At 42.5% G+C, this 18,668-nt stretch carries 13 protein-coding genes; 8 read left to right on the forward strand and 5 right to left on the reverse strand.

Features of this window, described 5'->3' with window-relative positions:
• Positions 1 to 15: 15 nt before the first annotated feature.
• The 7 genes from ACYH0L_RS18720 (at position 16) to ACYH0L_RS18750 (ending at position 12,528) form a co-directional block, all read left to right on the forward strand.
• The gene (locus ACYH0L_RS18720) at positions 16 to 7,164 is read left to right on the forward strand and encodes an amino acid adenylation domain-containing protein (protein ID WP_482354241.1); all 7,149 of its coding nucleotides are present in this window, start codon (positions 16 to 18) and stop codon (positions 7,162 to 7,164) included.
• Positions 7,165 to 7,184: 20 nt separating this feature from the next.
• The gene (locus ACYH0L_RS18725) at positions 7,185 to 7,412 is read left to right on the forward strand and encodes an MbtH family protein (RefSeq protein WP_249704732.1); all 228 of its coding nucleotides are present in this window, start codon (positions 7,185 to 7,187) and stop codon (positions 7,410 to 7,412) included.
• A 130-nt stretch (positions 7,413 to 7,542) separates the two neighbouring features.
• Positions 7,543 to 9,159: an AraC family transcriptional regulator gene (locus ACYH0L_RS18730; protein ID WP_249704733.1), complete on the forward strand. Its 1,617-nt coding sequence runs from the start codon at positions 7,543 to 7,545 to the stop codon at positions 9,157 to 9,159.
• A 98-nt stretch (positions 9,160 to 9,257) separates the two neighbouring features.
• A complete protein-coding gene (locus tag ACYH0L_RS18735) occupies positions 9,258 to 10,223 on the forward strand; it encodes an ABC transporter substrate-binding protein (protein ID WP_327925025.1) in 966 nt (321 codons plus the stop codon).
• Positions 10,224 to 10,337: 114 nt separating this feature from the next.
• The gene (locus tag ACYH0L_RS18740) at positions 10,338 to 11,072 is read left to right on the forward strand and encodes an alpha/beta hydrolase (RefSeq protein ID WP_249704735.1); all 735 of its coding nucleotides are present in this window, start codon (positions 10,338 to 10,340) and stop codon (positions 11,070 to 11,072) included.
• 72 nt (positions 11,073 to 11,144) lie between these two features.
• Positions 11,145 to 11,291 (forward strand): YycC family protein, encoded by a 147-nt coding sequence (locus tag ACYH0L_RS18745; protein WP_003214589.1) that lies wholly within the window; start codon positions 11,145 to 11,147, stop codon positions 11,289 to 11,291.
• Between the two features lie 22 nt (positions 11,292 to 11,313).
• On the forward strand, positions 11,314 to 12,528 hold the full coding sequence (locus tag ACYH0L_RS18750; RefSeq protein ID WP_099728572.1) for a CynX/NimT family MFS transporter: 1,215 nt from the start codon (positions 11,314 to 11,316) through the stop codon (positions 12,526 to 12,528).
• Positions 12,529 to 12,569: 41 nt separating this feature from the next.
• On the opposite strand, the gene rplI is transcribed toward ACYH0L_RS18750, so the two are convergent.
• From rplI to ACYH0L_RS18765, 3 genes are read right to left on the reverse strand one after another with little or no spacing between them, the layout of a single operon-like run.
• On the reverse strand, positions 12,570 to 13,019 hold the full coding sequence (rplI, locus tag ACYH0L_RS18755) for a 50S ribosomal protein L9 (RefSeq protein WP_034323903.1): 450 nt from the start codon (positions 13,017 to 13,019) through the stop codon (positions 12,570 to 12,572).
• The gene (locus tag ACYH0L_RS18760) at positions 13,016 to 14,995 is read right to left on the reverse strand and encodes a DHH family phosphoesterase (RefSeq protein WP_230031421.1); all 1,980 of its coding nucleotides are present in this window, start codon (positions 14,993 to 14,995) and stop codon (positions 13,016 to 13,018) included. The genes rplI and ACYH0L_RS18760 overlap by 4 nt, the downstream gene beginning before the upstream one ends.
• Before the next feature lie 30 nt (positions 14,996 to 15,025).
• Positions 15,026 to 15,964: a YybS family protein gene (locus ACYH0L_RS18765; RefSeq protein WP_249704737.1), complete on the reverse strand. Its 939-nt coding sequence runs from the start codon at positions 15,962 to 15,964 to the stop codon at positions 15,026 to 15,028.
• 301 nt (positions 15,965 to 16,265) lie between these two features.
• Between ACYH0L_RS18765 and ACYH0L_RS18770 the strand changes: the two genes are divergently transcribed.
• Positions 16,266 to 17,192 (forward strand): manganese-dependent inorganic pyrophosphatase, encoded by a 927-nt coding sequence (locus tag ACYH0L_RS18770; protein ID WP_099728569.1) that lies wholly within the window; start codon positions 16,266 to 16,268, stop codon positions 17,190 to 17,192.
• A gap of 54 nt (positions 17,193 to 17,246) precedes the next feature.
• Here the strand turns inward: ACYH0L_RS18770 and rsiV are convergent, their stop codons facing one another.
• Both rsiV and ACYH0L_RS18780 read right to left on the reverse strand, forming a co-directional pair.
• On the reverse strand, positions 17,247 to 18,101 hold the full coding sequence (rsiV, locus tag ACYH0L_RS18775) for an anti-sigma-V factor RsiV (protein ID WP_482354242.1): 855 nt from the start codon (positions 18,099 to 18,101) through the stop codon (positions 17,247 to 17,249).
• Positions 18,102 to 18,596, reverse strand: coding sequence for an RNA polymerase sigma factor (locus ACYH0L_RS18780; protein WP_099728567.1), 495 nt, complete (start codon positions 18,594 to 18,596; stop codon positions 18,102 to 18,104).
• Positions 18,597 to 18,668 lie beyond the last annotated feature (72 nt).

Consider the following 18,668-nt stretch of genomic DNA (forward strand, 5'->3'; position numbering starts at 1 on the left):
AGGAGGTATAGACCCTTGTCGATCCAGTCCGTCGATTCATTTCCACTGACCGGTGCCCAATCAGGCATTTGGTATGCGCAACAGCTTGATCCATCTAATCCAATTTTCAATACAGCTGAGTATATAGATATTAAAGGATATATTGATCCAGTACACTTTGAAGCAGCCATCCGAAAGACTGTCTTAGAAGCAGATTCTCTGCATATGCGCTTCGTTGAAGCTGCTGACGGTCCAAGGCAATGGTTTACATCCAAAAGCGATATCCCATTTCAATTCATCAATTTACAAAATGAAAAACAGCCGCTTGATGAGGCTAAAGCATGGATGAAGACAGATCTTTCAACATCAGTCTCTTTAGAGAAAGATGTATTATTCCGTGAAGTACTCTTTCAAATTGCGGACGATCGATTTCTCTGGTATCAGCGCATTCATCACATTGCCATTGATGGGTTCGCCTTTTCACTCATCGCACGTCGTGTTGCTGAGGTCTATTCAGCCCTATCGCAAGAAAAACCTGTGCCTTCTCAAACATTTGGCACCTTCCATGACGTAGTCCAAGAGGAGATCGCATATCAACATTCCAATCGCTATGAAGATGATCAGGCTTTTTGGAAAAATCGCTTTGCTGATCAACCTGAAATCGTTAGCCTTGCTGAGCTTGCCCCAAGAACTTCGGATGATTTTATCCGAAAAACCGCTAGCTATGATGCCGCAAAGGTAAGAAAAATGAAGAAAAATGCTCAAGCTTTCGGTGGTACCTGGCATGAAATGGTTCTTGCCGCATCCGCTCTATATATGCATCGTATGACTGGTGCACATGATATTGTTTTAGGATTGCCTGTTATGATGCGCCTTGGATCTTGCGCATTGCAAACACCTGGAATGGTCATGAACCTAGTACCTCTTCGTTTAACATGCAAACCCGAAATGACGCTCTCAGCACTTGTTCGCCAAGTATCCGATGAACTTAAAGCCATTCGTCCTCATCAAAGATATCGTCACGAAGATATGAGGAGAGACTTTAAACTCATCGGCAGAAATCAACGATTATTTGGTCCACAGATCAATATCATGCCATTTGATTATCATCTCAGGTTCGATCAGAGCATGGGTCAAGCGCATAATCTTTCAGCAGGACCAGTGGATGATTTATCGATCAACATATATGACCGCGCCGATGGGAACGGGTTTCAAATCGATTTTGATGCAAACCCTGCAGTTTACAAAGAGCAATCGGTTGACGCTCATCAGCATCGTGTTCTTCAATTGCTGGAGGAAATAACCGGACTAGAGCAAGATCAGACAATCAGTCAATTCAACCTTCTCTTGTCTAAAGAAAAAGAGAACATCCTCAAGCACTGGAATGCTACAAAACAAGAATTACCAAAAGAATGTTTACGGGAACTATTTGAAAAACAAGTCAGCAAAACACCACATGCAGAAGCATTACAGTTTGAAGAAATCACTTTGACCTACGAAGAGTTGAATCAGCGAGCAAATCAATTAGCTCATTATTTGAAAAAGCACGGCATTGGACCAGAACAATTTGTCGCAATTGCTCTGCCTCGATCGATCGATATGGTCGTGAGTCTATTGGCCGTCGTCAAAACGGGAGCCGCATACCTGCCATTAGACCCTGATTACCCTAGCGATCGTGTTGCCTATATGCTAGATGATGCTAAACCTGTGTGCTTGCTCACAGTCAAAGAGACAGCAGAGCGTTTTGACCATCCACATATCGTCCAACTGGATGATTCAACTGTTCATCAGGAGATAGTAGGCGGTCTGCATCTCAATCCGACCTGGAACGAAGGCTCTCCACATCATCCGGCATACATCATCTACACGTCAGGATCGACAGGCAAACCAAAGGGTGTTGTTGTAACAAAGCGAAATGTGATCAATTTTATATTGTCCATGCAAGATTCATTTTTATTAGATCAAAAAGACCAGCTTCTAGCGGTAACGACCATTGCCTTTGATATTTCCGGACTAGAAATGTTCCTCCCGCTTTTACATGGGGCTGCTCTTTTAATGGCAAAAAAAGAGACCATCCAAGAGCCAGCAAAGCTTTCAGACATGATTCGTTCTCATCATGTCACAATCATGCAGGCAACACCAACGTTGTGGCATGCATTGGCAGATGAATCCCCTGACGTGATAACAGGTATGCGTGTCCTTGTTGGAGGAGAAGCACTTCCTGCCTCCCTTTTGCACACATTGCAATCTCTTCAATGTGACATTACCAATTTGTACGGACCTACAGAAACGACGATATGGTCTACGATGGTAAATGTCACAGCACATCAAGACAATAGCGCGCCGCCGATTGGTAAACCCATTTGGAATACGAGCATATATATTTTAGATGAAGGACTAAACCCAGTCCCAGCAGGATCAATCGGTGAACTTTATATTGCAGGTGAAGGAGTATCTAGAGGATATCTTGGACGATATGATTTAACGGCTGAACGTTTTGTCGCTGATCCATTCGGCACAAAAGGCACGAGAATGTATCGTACAGGTGATTTAGCCAGATGGCGTGAGGATGGTTCGATTGATTATATCAGCCGTGCCGATCATCAAATTAAAATCCGCGGCTTCCGTATTGAACTAGGTGAAATTGAAACAGTGATCATGCAACACCAAGCAATAAAGCATACATCTGTTATCGTTCGTGAGGATCAACCTGGACAACAGTTGCTTTGTGCGTATGTTGTGCTGACAGATGGCACTTCTCTGCATCCTTCAGAGCTCAGGCAGTTTGTGGCAACATCGCTCCCTGATTACATGATGCCTTCTGCTGTTGTCGTTTTGCCAGAACTCCCGCTTACACCAAACGGCAAAATCAATCGCAAAGCATTACCAACACCAAATATGTCTTTAGTTAGTTCTGAGCGTACACCTAGAACACCCCAAGAAGACATGTTATGTAGTTTATTTGCAGAAACCCTTGGCGTATCTCAAATTGGCATAGATGATAATTTCTTTGACTTAGGGGGACATTCCTTGCTCGCCGCTCGTCTGCTTAGACGTATACGCGATACACTTGGTGCAGACCTAAACATGAGTACCATTTTTGAATCACCTCGAGTTGCTGAGCTTGCGCAACACATTGACAAAGCGAAGGACTTACGGCCGCCACTTCAGGTAGAAAACAAACCAGATGAGATTCCGTTATCCTTTGCCCAAAAACGTCTTTGGTTCCTTCATTGCCTTGAAGGACCAAGTCCAACTTACAATATTCCACTTGTCATTCAGCTGACAGGTACACTAGATCAAAAAGCTCTTATTGGTGCATTGGCAGATATCACTGAAAAACATGAAACACTTAGAACCATTTTTCCAAATAAGAACGGCATGCCAAGACAGGTCATTTTACATCCAAAAAGTGTTCAACCTGAACTCCATGTCACAGCTTCCACCGATCAACAAATTGAAAATCAGTTAAACGAAGCCATTCGCTATTGCTTTAACATTGAGGAAGAACCCGCACTGCGAGCAGAATTATTCATGCTTGATGCAAATCGATACGTGCTACTTCTATTGCTACATCACATCGCTGGTGACGGCTGGTCACTTGCACCATTGACACGAGACTTAGCTGCTGCTTACGAAGCCCTTATACAAGGAAAATCAATCTCCTTGCCAGCCGAACCTGTTCAATATGCTGACTATGCCATTTGGCAGCAGAAGCTGTTGGGCAGTGAAGAAGAGAAGGATAGTCTATTTGCCAAACAACTAGGTTATTGGACGGGTGCATTACATGGTCTGCCGGAAGAACTGGAGCTTCCCTATGACTTCCCGCGTCCACAGGAAGGAAGCTTCAATGGTGCTACGATAGACTTTACGATTGAACCCGCTTTACACCACCTACTTCTTGATCTTTCAAAGCAGCATCAAGTGAGTTTGTTCATGGTGCTCCAAGCATCGCTTGCAGCATTACTGACACGCCTTGGGGCGGGAACAGATATCCCAATTGGCAGTCCGATTGCTGGACGGAATGATGATGCACTTGACGACATTGTTGGGTTGTTTGTGAACACACTTGTATTACGTACAAATACAGCTGGTAATCCAACCTTTAGTGAGCTATTGAAGCGAGTGCGAGACGTTGACTTAGCAGCCTACGAGCATCAGGATCTACCATTCGAACGGCTAGTTGAAGTCCTAAATCCAACTCGATCCAGATCACGCAATCCATTGTTCCAGATCATGCTTGCCTTCCAAAATACACCGAAGGCAGAAATGAAGCTGGCAAAACTTGACTCAGATCTCTACGTGAAACCAGTGGGATCAGCTAAATTTGATCTGACCATCGAATTAACAGAACATAGAACCGAAACTGGGTCAGCAGCAGGGTTAACAGGTTTGTTTGAATTCAGCACAGATGTGTTTAAACAAAGCACCATTCAAGCAATCGCTGACAGAATGAAGCGCTTTTTAACAGAGGCAGCTGAGCATCCACATCTGCCTATTGGTCAAGTAAATATTTTATCAGAAAAAGAGCGCCAAACATTTCTCCCTGATAAAAAGACAATCGCTCAGTTAGACCAAACGCTTAGTCTGCCAGCCTTATTTGAAAAAGCGGCGCAGCAATACCCAGAGCGTGTGGCTGTAACGGATGGCAATCATCAGCTTACCTATAAAGAGTTAAACGACAAAGCTAATCGTCTTGCTCATTTGTTAATAGAAAGAGGCGTTGGACCAGAGCAGTTCGTTGCACTTGCCCTGCCTAGATCAATCGATATGCTCGTGAGCTTATTAGCCGTTCATAAAGCAGGCGCAGCCTATGTCCCGCTTGATCCTGACTATCCAGCAGACAGGCTAGCATACATGATACAAGATGCCAAGCCAGTTTGTAGCATCACAACAAAAGCAGACGCAGTGCATCTCCCTTCTGATTGCGATTTGATTTTGTTAGACGAAAAAGAAACGAGTGACCAACTGCTTAATACGCCAAATCACAATCCGGCTGATATAGACAGAATTGAGCCACTTACTTCTCTGCATCCAGCCTATATTATTTATACATCTGGTTCTACAGGCAAGCCAAAAGGAGTGGTCATCCCACACCAAAATGTCATCCGTCTTCTGACATCTACTGCACATTGGTTCCATTTTGATGAAGAAGATGTTTGGACAATGTTTCATTCATATGCCTTTGATTTTTCCGTATGGGAAATCTGGGGACCCCTTTTATATGGCGGTCGACTTGTGATTGTACCTCATACCATCTCTCGCTCTCCTGAAGAGATGCTCCAGCTTTTAGTCGATGAAGGTGTGACAGTACTTAACCAAACACCTTCTGCCTTCTATCAGCTCATGCAGGCAGACAAGGAACAACAAACACTTGGTCAAGCATTATCACTCCGCTATGTCATTTTTGGCGGTGAAGCATTAGAGCTCAGCAGATTAGAAGATTGGTACAGCCGTCACTCAGATCGTAAGCCAAAGCTAATCAACATGTACGGCATTACAGAAACCACCGTACACGTTACGTACAATGTACTCAATCGAGACATGATTACAAAAAAATCCAGTAGCTTAATAGGTGAACCCATTCCTGATTTACACGTTTATGTACTAGATGAATACCTACAACCTGTTCCCCCTGGGACAACAGGTGAAATGTATGTAGCTGGAGCCGGCTTGGCAAGAGGTTATCTAGGCAGGCCTGATCTGACATCTGACCGATTCCCTGCCGACCCTTATGGAGCACCTGGCACAAGGATGTATCGTACAGGCGATCTCGCACGTTGGACGAAAGAGGGTTCACTTGATTACATTGGCAGAGCTGATCATCAAATTAAAATTCGCGGGTTCCGCATTGAACTTGGAGAAATTGAAGCCGTTTTGGCACGTCACGATGCAGTTGCACAAGTTGCTGTCATCATGCGAGAGGATCAGCCTGGTGACAAACGCTTAGTCGCATATATCGTGACAACTGAAGAAGGCCGTACCGATACAGAAACCCTTCGTCATTTTGCCGCAGCCAGTCTTCCTGATTACATGGTGCCAGCGGCATATGTACAAATTGATGCCATGCCACTTACAGCAAACGGGAAGCTTGATCAAAAATCACTGCCTGCACCTCAATTGCATGTACAGCAAACAGATGGACGTGGCCCAAGAAATCCGAAGGAGGAAATCCTATGTCACCTCTTTGAAGAGGTGCTCGGTCTACCAAAAGTCAGCATTGACGATCGCTTTTTTGACATTGGCGGGCACTCATTACTTGCGGTTCGTTTAATCAGCCGCATTCGTGATGCACTTGGTGTCAAACTAAGCATCGGAACGTTGTTTGAAGCACCTAATGTTGCAAGTTTGGCAGAGAAACTAGAGACAGGCAGCGATGAAAACGCACTAGAAATCTTGCTACCGCTACGAGCAAATGGTGAAAATTATCCACTCTTCTGTGTTCATCCAGCAGGTGGTCTTAGCTGGTGCTATGCAGGTCTCTTGAATACATTAGAGAAGGACATCCCACTTTATGGATTGCAGGCACGAGGAATCGCAAGAAAGGATGTCTACCCACAAACACTAGATGATATGGCTGCGGATTATATCAAGCACATCCAAAGGATTCAGCCAAAAGGCCCTTATCATCTACTTGGCTGGTCACTAGGCGGGAACGTTGTGCAAGCAATGGCAACACAGCTCCAGCAGCAAGGCGAAGAAATCTCACTCGTCGCGATGCTGGATGCCTATCCAAACCACTTCTTGCCGATTAAAGAAGCACCTGATGAAGAAGAAGCACTAATCGCTCTTCTTGCGCTCGGCGGTTATGATCCAGATACCTTAACAGGTGAGCCGCTCACGATGAAAAGTGCCGTCGATATCCTGAAAAAAGACGGAAGTGCACTAGCCAGCTTAAGTGAGGATGCCATCAGAAACCTGAAAGAAACCTATGTCAATTCAGTTCGATTGCTCGGAGAATATCAGCCAAAAACTTATCATGGAGACATATTATTCTTTAGATCTACCATTATCCCAGATTGGTTTACACCAATTGATCCCGAAGCATGGGCACCTTATATCAACGGAAAAATTGAACAACACGACATTCATTGCCGGCACAAAGACATGTGCCAGCCTAAACCCCTAGCAGAAATTGGTGTCATCTTAGACAACACACTGAATCGGGTCAAACAAAAGCACTAAGAATAAAGGAGAGATGACAGATGACAAATCCCTTTGATCGTGAAGACGGTGTATTTCTTGTGCTTGTCAATGAACAAGGACAGCATTCACTTTGGCCATCATTTGCACCAGTGCCAGATGGATGGGAAAAGGTCTTTGGTGAAGACACTAGAAATGCCTGCATCGATTATATCCAGACACACTGGCAGGACTTACGGCCACTAAGCTTAACAAAAGAACCTGTCCTAGCACATGGAAAAACGGAATAAATCATCGCACCCTGACCTCATTCAGGGTGCTTTTTCTTCATAGAATAAACTGGTTCATCACCATCTGCCAGCTTTTCTGCTACAATTCAATTGAGAACGTTTATCAATCAATAAGAGATTAGGTGGTTTTATGGGAAACAACAATCCAATGGCAAATGCCGATCAATTCATCTATCGATTAACATATACTGAAAAAATAAATAATGCAGAGCTTCCGCATACTGAGCAACAGCTGTCAGATACATTCTGTCTCCTCTTTAGCATAAGAGGCAGCGGTTTACTCACATTGAACGATCAAAAATGGCGATTGAAAAATCTGACACTCTATACGATCATGCCTGGGGAAACATTTATGTTGAAAACAGAGCCTTATCAAAAACACGAGCTCTATCTGTTTCGCTTTCAGCTCTACACGCTGCAAGATCAAAACATAGGAGAAGTATCAACTGAACATGCCCGTTCTTTAATGAATGTATGGCAATTTATCGATATTAGCTCGATTGAACACATTCATTCTTTACTGTCCCATATGACAGAGGAATGGAAAAGACCTGAATCCATTAGCTTTTTTAGAAGCCAAACTCTTTTTCAACAGCTCATTATGCAGCTTTTCACACTGCATAAAGAAGATATTTTTGACACGGCACATGCCCTTTTCAAAACAAAACAATATATCGATCAACATTCCGAAGAACCCCTCAGCCTTACAAGTCTATCTCATATGGCTGGCATCAGCGCCAATCATTACAGTGAGCTATTTAAAAAGCATTTTGATGTGAGTGTCACTGATTATATCACCAAGAAAAGGATGGCTAGAGCCAAACAGTTAATGGCAAAAAGCAATGCAAAGCTCAAAGACATTGCACTGGAAATCGGCTATCAAGATCCCTATTACTTTAGCCGCATCTTTAAGAAAAAAACTGGTATGACCCCTTCTGCATATATGAAAAGCCGTCAGCGGAAAATTGCAGCCTATGGTCATTCCATACTCGGTCAGCTCACACCAATTCATATCATCCCATATGCTGCCCCTCTTCATCCTAAATGGACAGCACATGATTTTGAGCATCATGCAGAAGAAATTCCGATTCACCTGAGTGCACATCGTATCAACGAGCACGCTGAAGCCAATTTACAGCAATTAAAGGAAACAAAACCTGAGCTGATCATTGCCAATGATCATGTGACAGAGGAAGAAAAACAAGTGTTGAAAACCATCTGTCCTGTTCACTTTGTTCCATTCACACAATTGAATTGGCGCGCTCAATTCAGACAAACAGCTATGTTCCTGAACGAAGCGAAGGAAGCAGAAGAATGGTTGCTTCATTACGAGGAAATCGTCATTCAAGCGAAAAAGGCATGCCTTGTTGATCATCCACCAAAAACCGTCCTGCCTCTTCGTATCTTTCAAGATCAGCTCTACTTGTCTGTAAATCGCACCATGTCAGAAGTGATTTTTCATGACATTGGTCTTCTGCCAGCTTTTCAGAATGATGGTCAGCTAATCGAAAAAAAAATCAGCCTTAGCTCAATACAACAGCTAGACCCAGACACCATCTTTCTCTTCTTGCATAAAGAGCCAAAAACCATTGCATTTTATCAAAAGTTAAAGCAACAGGAGGCTTGGCAAAATCTCAAGGCTGTGAGTCAACAAGCAGTCTATCCACTCGCTTCTGACCCTTGGCGTGAATACACAGCAGCCAGTCATCAACGAGTCATTCAGGACCTTTTATCTTTTTTTCCGTAAAAAGTCCATCATTTGATAGAGAATTGTCTATGGATAAAAGGACGAAAGCCTAATACAATCTTTAATTGAGAACAATTATCAGTTAAAGGAGAAAACAAATGAAAAAATGGTTAGCATTGCTTACCCTTTGTATCATGACGATCACCACAGTAGCCTGTGGTGCTACAGAAAATAAACCTGCTTCAAACTCAACTAAAAGCAAGTCAGCTGAAGCAATAGAAACAAAAATCAATTACTTAGATCAAACGTACAAGCTCAAAACACCAGTGAAACGAATCGTCATTGCTGGAAGTTTAGAATCAATGGAAGATGCAAAATTACTTGGTATCCAACCTATTGGTGCTTCTACTGTAGGCGGCACATTCCCTGAATTATTTAAAGACATCACAGCGAAAACAGAAGGCATCGGTGAAAAAACAGAACCAAACCTAGAGAAAATCTTAAAACTAAAACCAGACGTGATACTCGGATCAACAAAGTTCCCACCTGCAACAATTAAAAAACTGGATAAAGTCCAAACGACGATCCCGGTATCCCATGTCTCTTCTGACTGGGAAAGTAATCTTTTATTGCTCGGTACACTGACTGGAAAAAGTGAAGAAGCCAAAACCCTCATTTCTGATTATCAGAAAGATCTCAAACAAGCGAAAGAAACCCTGAAAGACAAAAGCAACAACAAAACAGCTGTCATTTTACGCATTAGACAGGGAGACCTGTACGTGTATCCTGAAGATGTATACTTCAACTCTACCTTATATGGGGACTTAGGATTTACAGCACCAAGTGATATCAAAAAAGCCAAAGCACAAGCGATGATTTCAATGGAGCGCCTTGGCGAACTAAATCCTGACTATATTTTTGTTCAGTTCTCTAAAGAGGAAAACTCATCGAATCCAAACGCATTGAAGGACTTAGAGCAAAATAAAATTTGGACAAGCCTAAAAGCTGTGAAAAATGGGCACGTCAATGAAAATGTCGTTGACCCTATGCTTCAAGGAGGAACAGCACTAAGCAAAACAACCTTCCTTGATAAGGCTGTCAAATGGTTAGCGAAAAACAACTAAAGAAGGAAGCGCCAATTTGCGCTTTCAGATTGTTGACAAAGGGCTAAAATGATCTTTATTTTAGCCCTTTGTCTTCTTTTCAGCGTAGTTGAAAACCTAGAGGAGAGAATACACATGAACGGAACGTTTCTATATGACGAGTTTAACGGGCGTCAGCTTGATATTTACCTTCCACAGGACACCTCTATTGATGTTCCAGCTGTCTTTGTACAAGATGGCTCTTCTTTGTTTAGAACACACCTGCTAGAGATCGAAAGAATGATCGAATCCAATACCATCTCGCCAATCATCCTTGTCGGCATACACCCTTTCAATCGACTTGATGAATATACACCATGGAAGGCATCATCTCTGCGTTCTCAGTTTCCTGACTTTAAAGGCGAGGCAAAGACGTATGTGTCATTTTTAGCAAATGACTTGCTCCCATATATCAAAAGACAATATCCAGTCAAGCAGACCTGTAATGAACATAGTCACGTTGGCGCTTCATTAGGTGGACTACTTGCTATTTATACCCTATTGATGCACCCTATCCTTTTTAAAAACACCGCATCTATCTCTGGGTCATTTTGGTATCAAGATTTTCTACCGTTTGCTAAACAACAGAGCATTCAGTGTGTTGATCACCTTGTCTATTTATCTGTAGGCAGTGAAGAAGGTAAAGGCAAAACATCCGCTCAACAGCACATGCCTTTATTCACCAAACAACTACATGACCTTTTGTCACAGAAAGGCATGCAGGAATGGCAGCTGCAATATCACATCGAACAAGGGGAGGGCCATCATCTGAAACAATTTCAAAAAAATTTCTTATCAGCCATGAAGTGGTTTTATAAAAGAGACCTCTAATTTTTTATAAGCATGGCACAAAGTCGATATGATATATTGGAACGTATAGATTGATAGAGGAGGGATTTGCGCGTGAGACCTTTACAAATCTCAGCCGATACCGCACAAAAGCTTGCTGCATCACTCAATGTACCGATTGAACAAATCATGCATATGCCGCAGCATATCTTAATAGCTAAATTAGCGGAGCTTGAACAGAAGAAAGATCGTTCTTCTTAAAGAAATAAAGGAGTTTACATTCATGGAACAACAACTAGAACAATCAAAATTACATCCTCGCAGTACAGGGCAAACCATTTTGCTGATTGCTGGGATTTTACTCATTGCCTTTAACCTGCGTCCTGCCATTACGTCCGTCGGCCCTGTGATTGGCGCCATTCGTTCCGATTTGCAGCTTTCAAATGGACTTGCGGGTTTTCTCACGACATTACCGCTGCTCTCATTCGCATTGCTATCTCCAATTGCACCTAAAATCGGAAAACGTCTTGGCAATGAACGAACCCTTTGGCTTGGACTTGCTGTCCTTCTATTTGGGATTGTCATTCGCTCGTTTGGCACCATCACCTTCTTAATGATTGGAACGGCGCTAGTCGGCGTCGGGATTGCGATTTGTAACGTGCTCTTACCGGGGCTCGTGAAGCATAAATTTCCTGCACATGCTGGATTGATGACGAGCGTGTATACGACCTCGATGTCCGTCTTTGCGGCACTTGCATCAGGTGTCAGTGTTCCACTCAGCCATACGATGCCTGGCGGCTGGAATACGTCATTCCTTGTATGGGGTGGACTTGCGCTTATAGCCATGATGGTCTGGGCTCCGCAGCTTCTTCACCAAAACACAGCGGCAGTCAAAAGCATTTCGCTCACAGAGCAGCCAATATGGCGTTCACGTGTCGCATGGCAGGTGACCTTTTTTATGGGCTTGCAGTCATTTCTTTTCTATAGCAGCATCGCATGGTTCCCTGATATTTTGACATCACATGGAATGAACCTGTCGACGGCTGGATGGATGCTGTCTATTATGCAGTTCGCTGGTCTGCCATCCACCTTTTTAACGCCTGTTTTTGCAGAAAAATTAAAATCGCAAAGACCGCTTGTATGCGGCCTTGTTCTTGTGTATTTGCTTGGCATGATCGGTCTTCTTCTAGGAGGAACTACGCCTATTCTTGTCATCTCTGTTTTATTGATCGGCATTGGACAAGGAGCCAGTATCAGTCTTGCCCTCACATTTATCGGATTACGGACAACACATATGGAACAAGCAGCTGCCCTTTCAGGAATGGCGCAGTCTCTCGGTTATTTATTAGCCGCTGTTGGCCCGCTCTTGATTGGGATTCTCTTTGATATCACACATACATGGACGCCATCGATTATCATCTTTATCATCATTCTATTTTTCATGTTTCTATCTGGTATGCGTGCCGGACGCAGCGTCTATATTTCAGATCCATCTTAAAAAAAAGAACCCGCCTCTTCGTGAGACGGGTTCTTTTCTGCTTATGCTTGTTCAGTGACGTGTACCTTTAATGTTGCTTGCACTTCTGGATGAAGCTTCACAGGTACATTTGTATATCCTAACGCACGGATGGCGTCATTCAGCTCGATTTTGCGCTTATCGAGTTTGATTTGATGATCTTTTTGCAATTTATCAGCGATTTGTTTGCTTGTAATCGATCCAAACAGACGACCGCCTTCACCTGATTTTGCAGTGAGCTCCACTGTTAACGCCTCAAGTGTCTCTTTTAGTTGCTTCGCTTGTTCAAGCTCTTGGATGGCATTCTTTTTTTCTTTGTTTTTCTGCCCTTCCAATGCGCTTAGGTTCGTTGGATTTGCTTCAACCGCTAACCCTTGTTTGATGAGAAAGTTGTGTGCGTATCCGTCAGCTACATTTTTGACTTCGCCTTTTTTCCCTTTGCCTTTTACGTCTTTTAGAAAGATGACTTTCATCTTTGAACCCCTCCTTCGAAATATTCGTCTATGGCAGCTTTTAACTTCTCTACCGCTTCTTCAATGGTTATACCATAAATCTGGGTCGCAGCGTTAGTCAAATGACCGCCGCCATCTAACGCTTCCATGATAATTTGGACGTTGATATCTCCTAATGATCTCGCACTAATGCACACCGTGTTGTCATCTCGTCGAGCGACAGCAAATGACGCTTCCACCTCACTCATTGACAACAGGGAATCAGCCGTCTGGGCAATCGTAATTTGATCATAATACTCAGAGCTGTCAGACGGCAATGAAGCGATCGCCACCTGGCTTTGATACAGCTCTGTATGCTGAATGAGCTTTGCCCGTTTGATGTAATGATCAACTGTCTCTTTTAAGAACTTTTGCACAAGGACAGGATCTGCTCCCTTCGCTCGAAGGTAGGAAGCCGCATCGAACGTTCTTGACCCCGTTCTCAGCGAGAAACTCTTCGTATCCACGATGATCCCAGCAAGAAGGGCAGTCGCCTCAATCATGTTAATCCGCAATTTCTTCGGCTGATACTCTAATAGCTCTGTCACAAGCTCTGCTGTAGATGAAGCATACGGCTCCATATAGACAAGTAATGGATCACGGATAAACTCCTCGCCTCGTCTATGGTGGTCAATCACAACGACGTTTTCAATTTTATTCAGCAGTCGTTCTTCCATGACGAGGGACGGTTTATGTGTATCAACAACCACAAGCAATGTGTCATCCTTTGCAAGCTCCATTGCTTCCTCTGGTGTGATAAAACGTGACCAAAGTTCTTCATAATTCTTAATTTCACTAATTAAGCGTTGAACACTGTCCCCAATCTGGTTGGCGTCAATGACAATATAGCCTTCTTTCCCATTGGCTTGGGCGACCTTTAAAATACCGATCGATGCACCGATTGAGTCCATGTCTGGGAACTTGTGCCCCATGATCATGACATTCCCGCTTTCAGACACAATTTCTTTTAAGGCATGAGAAATGACCCGCGCGCGTACTCGTGTCCGTTTTTCCATTGGATTGGTTTTCCCGCCGTAGAATTTCACTTTCCCATTCGGCTGTTTAATAGCTACCTGATCCCCGCCTCGTCCAAGGGCAAGGTCAAGACTCGATTGCGCAAGTGCTCCAAGCTCTTTTAAAGAAGGAACAGACGCACCGATTCCGATACTAAGGGTAAGCGTCGCGCTATGTGCCCCTGTTTTCTCACGAACCTCGTCTAAAATGGAGAACTTCGACGCTTCAAGCTCTGCTAAAATGCTCTCATTTAATACCGCCATAAAACGTTCAGACGAAATTCTCTTCAGGAAAATGCCATATTCCTGTGCCCAATTGTTTAACAGGGACGTCACTTCACTATTAATAGTGCTGCGCACCTGATCATCAAGGCCCTGCGTGACATCGTCATAATTGTCTAAAAAGATATAAGATAACACCGTTCGTTCATTTTCATACTGTCTTTCAATCTGCACCTGTTCCGTGACATCAAAGAAATATAAAAGGCGCTCTGACCGCTTAATAATGACTTTAAATTTCCGGTCATTCAGCGTTACATTTTCTGTCTCGACCTCCTGTTTAATAAGAGGGACAACCGACTCGAATGTATCATACAAGGATCTGCCAACAAGTGTACTTTCATGAAAGCATGAAGCAAGAAATGGATTTGTCCATTCGATATAATACTGGTCATTAAACAGCATAATACCAATTGGCATCTCCATTAATGCTTCTTCTCCAACCTTTTTGACTCGATAGGATAATGTTGAAATATATGAATCAATCTCTTTTTGTACTTGCGTATCTGCCCACTTTAAGAAGTAGAGCACACCTGCAAGGACTAAAAGACCAACCGCTCCTATGATCCAATTATAATAAAGGTTGAGGAGGACTGTGACCATCGCAAGTACAATTAACGCGAAGATCGGATACTTGATGACAGGTTTTCTATAGAAGCTTGGCACTGATATCAACTCCTCAACATTCAGAGTGAATTATTTGTTTTTTACTTTATCTCTTAAATCAAAGCCTATGTCAGCAATCCCTATAATACGTACAATCACACCGATTGGCGGAAAGAGAACCGTCAACACGATAGTAAAAATGGGTACCACTTTTGAGATGTTTTTTTCGTGGCAATAATAGAAGATAAAAGAAAAGCCCTGAATAAGCACCAGTATAAATAAAATTTGAAACGCGCTCGTTTGAACGAGCCATAAAAAGCTGCCTTTTTCCGTCTGAATCAGCATCAAAAGCAGTGTGAGTAAATAATACCATACCATGCTTTTTGGCAGCCGCATATCCTTAAATTTCTTAAGGGCCGGCATGTCTTTGAAAAACCGTTTGATCAGGGGCTTCACGAACCAGTAATTCACGAAAGTCATCAGCGTGGCGAAAATCAATAACGCTACAGGTAAAGCACTCAATGCGGTATCCTTCATCTCTCTAAACTGCTTCAGCTGTTTCGCAATGTCCTGTTCAGAAGCGCCGGATTGCTTTAAGACACTCTCTAACATCGGCATCATTTGCTCAATCGATTCTTTCGCGATTCCCATAATATCGACCTCGAAAAGCTGAACACTGACAACAAAGGAGATGAGAAAACTGAATAAATAGATCAGCGCACCTGTAATGATGGCATTCCCCGGCTGCCTTCTGCTGTAGAAAAAACCCATACCTATTCCCACAGCAATCAGCATAGGTGCACTCAACAGCCCATTAATAGACCCAATTAAAAAGCTGATCACTATGCCAATAGCGCCAGCAGCAATTCCTTTTTTCAAGCCATGCCTGATTGTATAGAGAATGATCGGAATCGGAGCAGCGAGAAAGAAAATAATGGATAATAGCGGCACATACAAATAAAACAGCGTCATGACCGAAAAAATACTGATCATAATTGCGCCTTCTACTAACGCTTTTGTTTGTTTCACACCTTCACCTCTATCCAATCATTTTTCTATATCTTGCTCAATTTGTACTTCTATGTATACGTACTATGTAAGCTCCATCATGTCTTGCCCCAACCTTTATTTTACCATAGCGGCAAATCTCAAGTAAAATCCAGGCTATCCTGGGCACGTTTCACGTGGAACACAATATGGAATTGTACATGCAAGTTTTCAGACAGCATGTTACAATTTTTTAGATTATTCTTAGCTATAAACCCTGAATTCAAGGTCAAAAGCTGTTAGAATAGAAACATCATCAATAAATGTAAGAAGGAGAATTCACATGGGAAAAACACTCGTATTCGGACACAAAAACCCTGACACAGACACAATTTGCTCTGCTATCGCTTACGCTGATCTGAAAAACAAAATCGGCGCTCAGGCAGAAGCGGTCAGACTTGGAGAAATCAATGGAGAAACACAATACGCATTAGATTTCTTTAAACAAAAAGCACCTCGTTTCATTGAAACGGCTGCAAACGAAACAAAGCAAGTCATTCTTGTCGATCATAACGAATTCCAGCAAAGTGTAAGCGATATTGATCAAGTACAAGTGACGGAGGTCATTGACCATCACCGTATTGCCAACTTTGAAACAAGTGAACCTCTTTACTATCGTGCTGAGCCAGTTGGCTGTACAGCAACGATCTTAAACAAAATGTACAAAGAGAATCAAATCACGATTGAAAAAGAAATCGCTGGTTTGCTTTTATCTGCGATCATTTCTGATTCCTTACTATTCAAATCCCCAACATGCACACAGCAAGACATTGATGCTGCGCATGAACTGGCAAAAATCGCAGGGGTGGACCCAGAAGTATACGGCCTAGACATGCTGAAAGCAGGCGCTGATCTGAGCCAAAAAACCGTTCAAGAATTAATTACACTTGATGCTAAAGAATTTGCACTAGGTAACAGCAAAGTTGAAATTGCTCAAGTCAATACAGTAGATATCGCTGAAGTGACAGCAAGACAGGCTGACATTGAAGCGAAAATCAATGAAGTCATTGCAGCTAAAAATCTTGATCTATTTGTTTTAGTGATCACAGACATTTTAGAAAATGATTCTCTTGCTCTTGCACTTGGTGCTGAAGCGGCAAAAGTAGAAAAAGCATTTAACGTAACACTTGAAAATAACACGGCTTTACTAAAAGGTGTTGTATCAAGAAAGAAACAAGTGGTGCCTGCACTTACAGACGCACTTGCTTAATCAACACGACAAGACTGCTGACACGTTCAGCAGTCTTGTTTTCTCTGTCTTCTTTTAATGAATGTACATATCGCTGACAAGAATATCCTTAAGCACACTTGTTGGAATCGTGAATTCAACTACACCCATGTAACCAGGAGCCACATCATATTCATTAAAGGAAATCACCAATTTGCCTTTTGAATTGATATAGAAGCTTTGATCTAGCTGAATCTTCTTAAATGGGTCCATATCATCCTTGCCAATCCAGTAGATCTTGTTTGAATCCTCTTTCATCTGTTTCTTCATTTGTTCTTTAATATTTTCACTAATGACATCTATATACCGGTCATCTTTAAACAAGCTTGGTAATGTAATGAGTACATGGTTTTTCTTATCCACCGTATCATACGTCATTTCCTCTGCCGCAGAAGCCTGAGTCGTCACCTTGTATCGACCTAGTGAGAGAATTTGATCATTGTTCGTTCTCACTTCATATCCACTCTCCACACTTAAATGACCATTTTTATAGCCCTTTGTTTCCTTTTCAAAATCTTGATACAGCTTTTTGTTTTCAGCTAAATATTTTTGATTCAGGCTGGCTTCTAATTTTCCGTCATCAAGACCCGATACGTGTGGTGTTTTAAGGTCAATATTCGTTCCTTGATTGCTCTTTTTAAATTCTGTGAAAGTCACAACCTTCACAAGCTCACCAATGACAGGAACCTCTGAAATCGCTCTTGCCGCCTGTGGGCTGACATTAACAGTCGTGACAAATAGAGCAGCTGCCGCAACAAGTCCGATGGTCCATTGCTGAAAGTGAGGTTTTTTATTTTTTCGTTTCAACGTCCGTTCAACCATGGCGTCATATTCCGGTGGAATAGGGATTTCTAAATATTCCTCTTTTAACTGTTCCAAATGCTTATCCATTTATATTTCCTCCTGCGATAAATCTACTTTTAAAAGTCGTAACGCCTTATATAATCTAGTTTTGATGGTGTTTTCGTTTTCTTCAAGAATATGAGCAATGTCCTCTAGTTTTAAATCTTCAAAGAATCTCAATATGATGATGACCCGATACATCTCGGGCAAATCCTCTATGGCCCGTCTGACATCTTGATCCTCATAGACATCTGATTCACCCTTTGATAAGAATTCAAGTGTGTCATCATCTGTCACCTGCATCCGCTTCTTCTTTCGTAAAAAGTCTAGGGCAGCGTTCACCACGATTTTATAAAACCAGCTATGCATCTTGCTTGCATCCTCTAGCCGGTGAACAGATTTGAGTGCTTTATGAATCGCCTCTTGAACGACATCCATCGCATCTTCCGGATTTTTGACATAGCTATAGGACAATCGATAAAAACTATGTTTATGCTCCATTACGTAATCCGCAAATTGATCATCAATCTTTCGTTTCTTCATTTTACAAAGAGCTCCTTTATCTTAAATGCGCATCTGTTATTTCTTACAATGGATAGACGCGCGCCTTTTGAA

The sequence above is a fragment of the Bacillus sp. MC1252 genome (genome assembly GCF_056838025.1).

Coding starts and splice junctions, on each gene's coding strand:
- ACYH0L_RS18725 (WP_249704732.1), top strand. CDS start 7,185: ATGACAAATCCCTTTGATCGTGAAGACGGTGTATTTCTTGTGCTTGTC.
- ACYH0L_RS18730 (WP_249704733.1), top strand. CDS start 7,543: ATGGGAAACAACAATCCAATGGCAAATGCCGATCAATTCATCTATCGA.
- ACYH0L_RS18735 (WP_327925025.1), top strand. CDS start 9,258: ATGAAAAAATGGTTAGCATTGCTTACCCTTTGTATCATGACGATCACC.
- ACYH0L_RS18740 (WP_249704735.1), top strand. CDS start 10,338: ATGAACGGAACGTTTCTATATGACGAGTTTAACGGGCGTCAGCTTGAT.
- ACYH0L_RS18750 (WP_099728572.1), top strand. CDS start 11,314: ATGGAACAACAACTAGAACAATCAAAATTACATCCTCGCAGTACAGGG.
- rplI (WP_034323903.1), bottom strand. CDS start 13,019: ATGAAAGTCATCTTTCTAAAAGACGTAAAAGGCAAAGGGAAAAAAGGC.
- ACYH0L_RS18770 (WP_099728569.1), top strand. CDS start 16,266: ATGGGAAAAACACTCGTATTCGGACACAAAAACCCTGACACAGACACA.
- rsiV (WP_482354242.1), bottom strand. CDS start 18,101: ATGGATAAGCATTTGGAACAGTTAAAAGAGGAATATTTAGAAATCCCT.
- ACYH0L_RS18780 (WP_099728567.1), bottom strand. CDS start 18,596: ATGAAGAAACGAAAGATTGATGATCAATTTGCGGATTACGTAATGGAG.